At 41.5% G+C, this 9,658-nt stretch carries 13 protein-coding genes and 1 pseudogene; all 14 read right to left on the bottom strand.

The window, feature by feature from the left end; genetic code table 11:
- Window positions 1–98 precede the first annotated feature (98 nt).
- Window positions 99–302, bottom strand: a complete 204-nt coding sequence (gene nifT, locus GNF10_RS32305; protein WP_114083693.1) for a putative nitrogen fixation protein NifT — start codon at window positions 300–302, stop codon at window positions 99–101.
- Window positions 277–564, bottom strand: a complete 288-nt coding sequence (locus GNF10_RS32300; RefSeq protein WP_012407236.1) for a nitrogen fixation protein NifZ — start codon at window positions 562–564, stop codon at window positions 277–279. The genes nifT and GNF10_RS32300 overlap by 26 nt, the downstream gene beginning before the upstream one ends.
- Entirely contained in the window at window positions 551–1,684 is a 1,134-nt protein-coding gene (gene nifV / locus GNF10_RS32295; protein WP_185583632.1) for a homocitrate synthase, read from the bottom strand. The genes GNF10_RS32300 and nifV overlap by 14 nt, the downstream gene beginning before the upstream one ends.
- 371 nt (window positions 1,685–2,055) lie before the next feature.
- Window positions 2,056–2,253, bottom strand: a complete 198-nt coding sequence (locus GNF10_RS32290) for a DUF2949 domain-containing protein (protein WP_041565135.1) — start codon at window positions 2,251–2,253, stop codon at window positions 2,056–2,058.
- A 285-nt stretch (window positions 2,254–2,538) separates the two neighbouring features.
- Window positions 2,539–2,790: an Asr1405/Asl0597 family protein gene (locus GNF10_RS32285; RefSeq protein WP_185583634.1), complete on the bottom strand. Its 252-nt coding sequence runs from the start codon at window positions 2,788–2,790 to the stop codon at window positions 2,539–2,541.
- A gap of 3 nt (window positions 2,791–2,793) precedes the next feature.
- The gene (gene cysE / locus GNF10_RS32280; protein ID WP_221643606.1) at window positions 2,794–3,540 is read right to left on the bottom strand and encodes a serine O-acetyltransferase; all 747 of its coding nucleotides are present in this window, start codon (window positions 3,538–3,540) and stop codon (window positions 2,794–2,796) included.
- A gap of 659 nt (window positions 3,541–4,199) precedes the next feature.
- Window positions 4,200–4,514, bottom strand: coding sequence for a hypothetical protein (locus GNF10_RS32275; protein ID WP_185583636.1), 315 nt, complete (start codon window positions 4,512–4,514; stop codon window positions 4,200–4,202).
- Between the two features lie 249 nt (window positions 4,515–4,763).
- Window positions 4,764–5,240, bottom strand: a complete 477-nt coding sequence (locus GNF10_RS32270) for a hypothetical protein (protein WP_185583638.1) — start codon at window positions 5,238–5,240, stop codon at window positions 4,764–4,766.
- 90 nt (window positions 5,241–5,330) lie between these two features.
- Complete coding sequence (locus GNF10_RS39380) at window positions 5,331–5,567, bottom strand: hypothetical protein (protein WP_311774250.1); 237 nt, start codon at window positions 5,565–5,567, stop codon at window positions 5,331–5,333.
- Window positions 5,568–5,579: 12 nt separating this feature from the next.
- The gene (locus tag GNF10_RS39375) at window positions 5,580–5,771 is read right to left on the bottom strand and encodes an HNH endonuclease signature motif containing protein (RefSeq protein ID WP_311774249.1); all 192 of its coding nucleotides are present in this window, start codon (window positions 5,769–5,771) and stop codon (window positions 5,580–5,582) included.
- 9 nt (window positions 5,772–5,780) lie between these two features.
- Window positions 5,781–6,035 (bottom strand): hypothetical protein, encoded by a 255-nt coding sequence (locus tag GNF10_RS32260; protein ID WP_185583641.1) that lies wholly within the window; start codon window positions 6,033–6,035, stop codon window positions 5,781–5,783.
- A gap of 23 nt (window positions 6,036–6,058) precedes the next feature.
- On the bottom strand, window positions 6,059–6,283 hold the full coding sequence (locus GNF10_RS32255) for a type II toxin-antitoxin system HicB family antitoxin (RefSeq protein ID WP_185583643.1): 225 nt from the start codon (window positions 6,281–6,283) through the stop codon (window positions 6,059–6,061).
- Window positions 6,284–6,482: 199 nt separating this feature from the next.
- Window positions 6,483–6,707 carry a hypothetical protein gene (locus tag GNF10_RS32250; protein ID WP_185583646.1) on the bottom strand — a complete coding sequence of 75 codons (225 nt, stop codon included), beginning with the start codon at window positions 6,705–6,707 and terminating at the stop codon, window positions 6,483–6,485.
- 15 nt (window positions 6,708–6,722) lie between these two features.
- A pseudogene (locus GNF10_RS32245) lies at window positions 6,723–9,581 on the bottom strand (HEAT repeat domain-containing protein); the annotation flags it as partial.
- Between the last annotated feature and the right edge of the window lie 77 nt (window positions 9,582–9,658).

The following is a 9,658-nucleotide window of genomic DNA, read 5'->3' as shown; positions in this document are numbered from 1 at the left end:
GGGATTGGGGGAGAGGGGAGAGGTGACAGGTAACAGGTTATAGGGAATAATCTGTACCCTGTAACCTATAACCTATTCTCTTCTTTACTCCCCATTTTTTACGCGAGGCGTTTAGCTTCTACTGTTTGAGGTAAGTTTGCTGTGTCTGGCAAATCACGAAATTCTAATTCCCAACCATTTGCTAGGGTGAGAATTTTGCCATCATTTCCATCGGTTTGTTTGACGACTTCTTCTTCAAGGTCTTTTTTAGCAACGTAAACTACTAAAGTACCGGCATCATTCATGCGTAGCATTACTTTCATGAGATTCCTCAACAGATTCTAGTTCTTTTTTCTTACAGCCGACGACGAATCCTGTTTCCAAGAAATGCACAGCATATATATAGGAAGTCTGCAAATATGTTCCTATACTGGCTATGTAGCCGATATCTCCTTTGTTCACTAAAACTTGCCCGACTTCTTTACCAGGGAAAGTACCATCGTTCTTAAGCAGTTTCCGAACTCTGACTTTTTCACCAATTTCAAAAGCAGGTGGCAAGTTTAGCTCTAATTCATCGCGTTGCATGAGAGTACCTCTGTTCTCTGACCAAATTCAAAAGTTCTTCTGTCGTCAGGCTGCGTTTTTTCTGTACCGATTGATGGCGCACTGCGTCTAAAACAGATTGGGTTTCTTGGGGGTTCAAGAAAATTCCATGCTGTTCTAGCAAGTTTGAAACCAAATGCCGTCCAGAATGTTTACCTAATACTAAACGCCGTTCCCAACCCACCTCTTCTGGTGCAAATGGTTCGTAGGTAATGGGATTTTGCAATACCCCGTGAGCATGGATGCCAGATTCGTGAGCAAAGGTATTTTCGCCAACGATCGCTTTCCAAGGTGGTACGCTAGCACCTGATGCGGCTGCAACTAGTTGAGACAGTTCCAGCAAACCGGGTGTGTTGATGCCCAAATCAACGCCGTAGATGCGTTTGATTGCCATGACAACTTCTTCTAAAGCTGCATTTCCCGCTCTTTCACCCAATCCGTTGACTGTGGTATTCACTGATAAAGCTCCAGCTTTGATACCCGCAAGGGCGTTGGCTGTTGCCAGACCAAAATCATTGTGGGTATGGATTTCTAGGGGAATCATCAAAGCTGAAACTAGCCGTTTAACCTTGGTGTAGGTGGTGAAAGGATCGAGAACTCCTACGGTGTCGCAGAAGCGGAACCGGGATGCACCCCATTCTTGGGCATAAAGCGCTACATCTAAAAGGAAGTTTTCGTCAGCCCTGGAAGAATCTTCTCCGCCAACTGCTACCCAAAGGCCTTGATCGACGGCGAAGCTGATACAGTCTTTGAGTTTTTGCAAGCTAACTCGCCATTGACCGTGGAATTTAGCGGCGATTTGAATACCAGAGACGGGAATAGCGATATGCACCCGGTTAAGTCCGCAAGCAATAGAAGCCTTAATATCTGAGATGACGGCGCGGTTCCAGCCGAGGAGTTTTGCTTGTAAACCCAAATCAGAAATTGCGGCGATCGCACGTGTTTCTTCATCACCCATTGCTGGTATACCGACTTCTAATTCGGGAATACCAATAGAATCGAGAAATTTAGCGATCGCAACTTTTTCTTCTAGGGTAAAAGCAACACCTGCCGCTTGTTCGCCATCACGTAGTGTAGTGTCATTAATTATGATTTGATTCATTGCAAATATCCCTCTCTTGGAAGTATTCTTAATATCCTTTCTCTCTACAATCCCCAGCGATGGCAAATGCTAAAAATATCACAATTCATAATGTAGGATACATGATCCTTAATTATTGACCTATTAGCAGCATCACATCTGTATGACAGGGAACTAAAACAATGTATAATTTACTAATCGTTTTTACCGATGTCAGTTGAATTCTGTTCGAGTAGCAATGAACTAATATAACTATTAGCAAACCCTGAACAAAGTAAAACACAGAATCCAGCAATTAAGGATGTAATCATCTTAGTAACCTCAGATTTTCTAGAGCATTGGTGTGTACTTTAAGCAGGTAATGGGACTCAGAGCTACAAGGTACAAATTTGCTAACTATGTTCTGCTAGCCAATCAAAAATCTTTCCTAGCTGCTCCAAATCAACTAAACCATACTGCCAGAGGAGCATCGGTAGTGGCCCATTTTCTAATTCACGGTGTCGCAGAGCTACAGCAATATCGGCATTTGAAAGTTCAAGTTCGTTGTGCAAATAATTGAGGAGTTTTATATCTCTGTTCCGAGTCGCCATAATTGATTGAACTTTCAATTTCTTAATTTGGGAAAAACTTAAAAATCAGAAATTCCAATTTTTATTTGGGAATTTCGCATTTTTAATTGTTGCTATATGTCAGGAAAATTTTAGATTTAGCAGAAGAAACAAAATCTAAACTCCATCTAATCCATCTCAGTCTGCAATAAATTCTGCAAGCATACAGTAGCTTCAAACTCTAAAGCTATTTGAGCTTTGTGCATCCATGAACAAAAAGGATAAAGTTCAGTGATTGCGTCATGAATTCAAGATTAATTAGAAGATTCATGATTCATCACTGTAATGCCAGCAACGCTCTAGCCATTCTAATAATTCGTGACGAGAAGCAAGAAGTTGCATAACTGTACTACGAATTAGAATTACTTCGAGCAAATTGTTCACTTGCACTCGTAAAGAACCATCGGGAGGACAAGAGCTATTAATTTTTAACTCTTGCAATCGGTGATAGATTCGCCAGCGATCGCTCCGAGGAATCTGCAAAACGTGATTTGTCATTTGTCCTTTGTCATTTGTCATTTGTCAGTTGTCCTTTGTTCTACCCTGCGGGTTCGCCTTTGGCGTGTCTATGTCATTTGCTAATGACAAATGACCAATGACTAATGACTCTTGTCTTAAAGTTTGCAGTTGTTTTTCGAGTTGCTCAATGCGCGAGAGCAAAGAACGAATCACGGTTGCTTCCATATCGGGTAGCTTTCCATGTTCTAAAGGAGAAAGGCTGGCGCTCTCGTTGCGAGAAATAATTCGACCGGGAATTCCCACAACAGTGCAATCATTGGGGATATCCCGCAAGACAACGGAACCTGCGCCAATACGGACGCGATCGCCAATTTGCAGATTACCCAAAACTTTCGCACCCGCCCCGATCACTGCATGTTTACCCACTGTGGGATGACGCTTACCAGTTTCTTTACCAGTTCCGCCAAGGGTAACGCCCTGGTAAATTAGTGTATAGTCGCCGACGATCGCAGTTTCGCCAATGACAACACCCATTCCGTGGTCGATAAACACGCCCTGGCCAATCTCTGCACCTGGGTGAATTTCAATTCCCGTTAAAAATCTCCCCAAGTGGGAAATGAAACGGGGGATAAAACCGACTCCTCGACCATGTAACCAGTGAGCAAGACGATGCAAACAGAGTGCGTGCAATCCTGGATAGCAAAACACCACCTCTAGCCAATTCCGTGCTGCGGGATCGCGCTCAAAGATAATGCGAAAATCACTCAATAATGGCTCAAAAAAACCGCCAGAGAGTAAATTTTTCAGCATGGATGTATGTGCAGAATCCTGCGTTTTGGTACTGGGGGGTAGGCGAAGCCCGTCGGAGACATCGCTAATACTGTCTAAAGACTGTTGCATCGGTAATGTCTATCTGGTAAAAGATTCATCTGCTATTTTTATGCTTATATCAGGTGACTTCCAACTCGATACCAAACCCAATGCTGATTGGATTTATTGGATTGATTACAGTTGTACTCAAACGCCAAAACCCCGACTTAACATAAAGTTAAAATTTGTCTGGGGTTAGGGGCGCTAGTATTTAACGATGGGGGTACTAGTATTTTTGGGGCAGGGGTTAAGAATTTCTGTTCACGCTACAAGAAACTTTACCCGTAAGCCTTTGCTAAGATTTCGTCAAGATATTTTGCAATATATTAAGTTGTACTCAGATGCACTCAAATATGATTTACATGAAGCTATAAATGCATTTTTTGTATATGCTACTACTATTAGTATCCTATTATTTGGTTGAGCGAAAGACAGGTTTCTTTATTTTCTTTTAGGATTTGCTGTCTGTATGCAGATATACGTTTCAAAATATAGTTATAGCTCGTAGCGACTGTTTTCTTATTATATAGATGTCTAGGAATAGCGATCGCAAAATCTTAGAAAAGTAGAATAAGTAAATGTTCTCATAGCGCCACCACTCAAGCAACCTGTAGAGGTGGATTCATCCAGTTCAAATACTCGACGACGGAGATAAAAGGTGGATTCATCCGGTTCAAATACTCGTTAACGGAGATAAAAGGTGGATTCATCCGGTTCAAATACTCGACGACGGGGATAAAAGGTGGATTCATCCAGTTCAAATACTCGTTAACGGAGATAAAAGGTGGATTCATCCGGTTCAAACACTCGACGACGGAGATAAAAGGTGGATTCATCCAGTTCAAATACTCGACGACGGGGATAAAAGGTGGATTCATCCGGTTCAAACACTCGTTAACGGAGTTCAGAGGCAATACGGTTCGGTTAACGCTTTAATATGTCTGAAGATCCCCCCAACCCCCCTTAAAAAGGTGGGCTTTTAACCATCTTTTACCCCCTTTTTTAAGGGGGTCGCCGCAGGCGGGGGGATCTTAACCGAACCGTATTGAGTTCAGAGGTGGATAAACAAAATAGGGGCGTACACTTGTACACCCCTATCGCAAATTTATTTGTTGCGAAGATTTTTGAAAATGATATGAGACTTGCCGATGAGTATTAATTTATCAAGAGACGGGAGTTTTAGCAGATTTCCCTTTACCAATAGCTTTAAAGCGTTCGCCTAACTGTTCAGCAACAGTTTTTAAGCCTGGAGTCTTTTTCGATGCAGTCTTCACGTAATCATAAACAGTCAAACTGCTAGTCATCGCTTCACTACCGACAGCCATTAGGGTATCATCTACCTGTTCGGTGATCTGCTGCATTGAAGTTAAAAGTTCGGTCAGCGCTGCGGCTAATTGATAATCCCGAACAAGTTCTTCAACGTCAAAAGTAGCTGGAAGAATTTCACGGTTAGACTGAGCAGCAGTAATACTATTGTTCACAAAGGCTAGGCTTTTATCGCCCATTTTTACTAACTTACGCCGTTCTTCAGTGCTGAGAGTAATCAGAAAGGGCAGCTTTCTTTGGACTGTTTGTAACGCGGCTCTAATTTCTTGGATATCTTGTGGCGAAAGGGAGGCTGCAATATTCTGATAAGCCATTATATATTTACCTTGGGAGTTCTAATGGTGAAGTAGCAATAGTTGCTAAGTATAGAATTCCCATTGGTGGATGCGATCGCACATCATAACCTATTTATTTACCTGTTTTAGCACCGATGCTGAGGGATACTGACCAGATGCAATTAAAGCTTGTCGTTCTACAATCCTTTCATCGCCGTTAAAATCTAGGATGCGTGCGGTAACTTCACCGATATTTGTTTGATGCTGAATTACAGCCTCATCTAGTCGAAAATGATCGCCCCAAAAGTCTCTGCGTGGGTTAAAAAACCGCACAAGTTCGCCAGTTTGCCAATTAATTGACCCCAAATCCGTGCTTTTTTACAGGTTACAGAAAATACAGGCATAGCAGAGATTATCTGCTGTTGTAGCGCCGCCATGTTTCACGCTGATGATATGGTCAACTTGAAAACCTAAGCCGTTTAATTCTGGATATAAACAATACTCGCATAGATGGGCGGCGCGATCGCTAACTAAACGCCGCAATTCTGCATTAATATATGGACGAGACACTTTGAATACTTACTCCTCGCTGATGTACTGACGAGCTCTTGCTTTTGCTAGTAGCATAATATGCTCTAGCGTGAGGAAATGATTTAACTCTCGCTGGTCACTTCCTGTAAGACCCTCAGTTTTTGTGCGGTAAACGAGATCATCTAAACGGTCTTTGGCTGCATCCGAGAGTTTGAAATCGATAACGCTTTGGGGAGTGGTTCCAGCAGCAATAAACTCTATAATTTCGTCGTAGACTTTGGCTGTATTTATAGATGTGTTCATAAGCTACCTTTTTAATTTAAATTTTATGCAACTTCCAAAGACTTTCCTAGCGTTTTAGGCTCTGGTAGAGGTTCACCATCAGCCAAAGATGATTCAATCAGCATTTCTAAAACTTCTTGAGCATTTTTAAGAGCTTCTTCGTAAGTCTCTCCGTGAGTGCAAGGCTGCATTATATGCGTAAACTCAGGTAGCAAAACCACATAAGATTGATCTTCTTCTGACCATTGAATCACGATTGTATATTTCATTCTCCTGTCTCCTCGTCTTCTTTAATTTTATTTAGTTCTTCTAGTGCTTCATTGACTTGCTTTTCTAAATAATGTTTAGCATCGCTACTAAAAGCCGGGTGCAATTAAATCTAAAGTGTCATTGCGAGCGAAGCGAAGCAATCCCAGTCCTTGCGATTGCTTCATTCCGCTTCGCTCCATTCGCAATGACATTGTGTAGTTAATACCGAATTGTTCTCCAGCTTTTTACCCGACCTTCAGCAATATCTTTTTTACCTCTTTCAAAGGATTCAATAAATCCAGGGATATCAAGTAACTCTTGGGTAGCGTCTTCACTCTCCTTATCTGCCAGATACGCTAAAAAATCAGCAACCAGTTGTAGGCGTTCTGAAGATAATACATCTAAATATTGGTTGATTTGCTGACGAACTTCTGTGTTGTTCATGTTTTTGCAACTCTTTTACTTCTCTAATTGTGCCAACTTCTTCTGAGCAAATTCCCGCACTTGCTCATCTGGGTCATTCTTGGATCTGTCGCGCAACAGTGGTAAAGTTTGGGGATGCTGAGGAAATTGCTTGATAATTATCTCTAGTGCAATGCGCCGAGGGTTAGTTTCCCGGTTTTCGTTGCGTTCAAAGGGATCATTGACAGCAAAGTTGTAATAGATTTCAAACAACTCAGGCTGATATTTAAAGTATTTAGCTAATTCTTCCACTGCTGCACTTCGCACATTCCAATTACCATCCTGGGTAGCGCATTGTTGAAGGAAGCTTTTAATGTCGAGGTCATCTTTGAAGCTTCGGGCTAATTCTTGTACTGTTACAAGCCGCACATCCCAACTATAATCCTGGGTAGCAAGAGTTTTGAGGATAGTTTTAGTGTCCAGGTCATCTGTGAAGCCTTTAGCTAATTCTTGCCCTGCTGCACTTCGCACAATAGCACTATCATCCTGGGTAGCAAGAGTTTTAAGGATAGTTTTAGTGTCCGGGTCATCTTTGAAATTTCTGGCTAATTCTTGCACTGCTACACTTCTCACATCCCAGCTATCATCCTGGGTAACAAGAGTTTTGAGGATAGTTTTAGTGTCTGAGTCATCTTTAAAATTTCTGGCTAATTCTTGCACTGCTGCGCTTCTCACATCCCAATTGTCATCTTGGCTAGCAAGAGTTTTGAGCCAGCTTTTGATATCCAGGTGATCTTTAAAATTTCTGGCTAATTCTTGCACTGCTGCACTTCTTACATCCCAATTATTATCCTGGGTGGCACAAGTTTTGAGGATAGTTTTAGTGTCCAGGTCATCTGGAAAATTTTTGGCTAATTCTCGCACTGCTATACGGCGCATATCCCAATTAATATCCTGAGTGGCAAAAGTTTTGAGGATAGTTTTGGTGTCCGGGTCATCTGTAAAATTTTTGGCTAATTCTCGTACTGCTGCACGTCGTACATGCCTACCATTGTCCTGGGTGGCACAAGTTTTGAGGATAGTTTTGGTATCCGGATCATCTAGAAAATTTTTAGCTAATTCTTGAACTGCTGCATTTCGCATATCCTCATGTTTATTCTCGGTAGCACAAGTTTTGATCCAGCTTTTGGTGTCGGGATCATCTTTGAAGTTCTTCGCTAATTCTTGGACTGCTGCACGTCGCACATCTGCATCATCATCTTGGATGACGATAGTTTTAAGCCATGTTTTAGTGTTGGGATCATCTTTGAAATTTCTGGCTAACTTTTGCACTGTTACACGTCGCACATTCCAATTATCATCCTGGGTAGCACGTTGTTTGAGCCAGGTTTTGATATCGGGGTCATCTTTGAAGTTCTTCGCTAATTCTTGGACTGCTGCACGTCGCACATCTGCATCATCATCCTGGGTAGCGCGTTGTTTGAGCCAAATTTTGGTTTCCACAGATTCTTGCCAGGTCGTTGCAATTGCCGTGACTACTTGAGTGCGAATTTCCTGAACTAGCTTAGTTTCTTTTTCATCTTCGTAGGGGATGTAATAGTAACAGAGGTCATATTTAGTTAAGTCTTTGAGCTTGTCAAGCAATTTATTAGCCGTTGACGCGATCGCCGAGCGATTTCTCACCTCTACAAGACATTTAGCCGCTAAAAAAAGATTGACAAACTTTTCCTCTTCGCCATCTTGCACCATTAAATAATCAAGAATTTCCCCAACAAATTTAGCCTCAATCATTCCCGCAATTAGCAGCAAAACTTCATGCCAACTTTCATCTTGCCAGTGTTTGCCAAAAACTTCATTCTTAAGTTCCTCAATAGTCAGCGTTTGCGTTTCTTTAAACTGCCAGACAAACTCCCAAGCACAGAAATATTCTAAAAATGTCCGATGCACAAAAGCATAATAATCTGCACCCAGGAAACATAACATAAAGTTGCGAGTCCGCAGTTGATGAATCATCACCCGCGCAGCTTCTCTAGGTTTATCAAATTCTATGGTTTTCAGATAATCAGTCAGAACTTTGACTAAATCATTTTCATTAATCAAATTACCTGCCAAACCTTTCTCACCAGTTTGCATAAGATAAGCAACCTGACGCAGCATCGCTTGCTTATCTTTATAATCAATCGTCTTCGGATCTAACCTCTTATCTTCTATCAAAACACGTTCCACATCCCATTGATGCAGCAACACCCGCGAAGCTTGATTATAAAGCTCGGCTCTATCTCTTGGTAGCTCTTGATTCCGATTAAGAATTGCCATCATCGTCAACAGCAGAGGATTTCCCGCCAATTCTGCAATAGATTTGGAAGCTTCAATTCCTCTTTGTAGGCGTTCCCGTTTTCTCACTTTATCTACGGCATCGGTAAAAGTTAACTCATGCCAACGGTAGATAAAATCCTGAATTTGTTCTGAGTCTAAATCTTGTAATATAAAGTGGCGAAACTCAGCATTAAGCAATCGTTGCGGTTTATAGCCAATAATCCGAGAAGTAACAATTACCTGCACATCAGGATAGTCATTAGTAAAGCGATGAATATCAGTAATTACATCCTCTCGCTTACCAGGGTCAAATACCTCATCCAAACCATCAAACATCACCAACGCATTACCAGCTTTTAATTGTTTATCGAGTTCAAGCTGATTGAGATGATGAACAGCACCACTACATTGATGAAAGAATTCTAGAAAATTATTGCACTCTTTATCTTCCCGTCGTCGCATATAAGTGCGTAATTCAATTAGCAACGGAATTGGTAATGAGATAACATTATCCAGTGGTGACTCTGCCCAATTCAAAGCCAGAAATTGCAACAATGTAGACTTACCTGAACCAGGATCGCCCAAAATCACAATATATTTCAGGGCGAACGCATCTTATTTACTAATAAAAACTAAGAAAGATTTCAAAATGACATAAATAATTGTAGAAATTGAGT

The organism is Nostoc sp. UCD121, assembly GCF_014222285.1.
In the GTDB taxonomy this organism is placed as follows: Bacteria; Cyanobacteriota; Cyanobacteriia; order Cyanobacteriales; family Nostocaceae; genus Nostoc.
The sequence above is the reverse complement of the archived record's forward strand: the minus strand, read 5'-3'. Positions and strand labels throughout refer to the sequence as shown.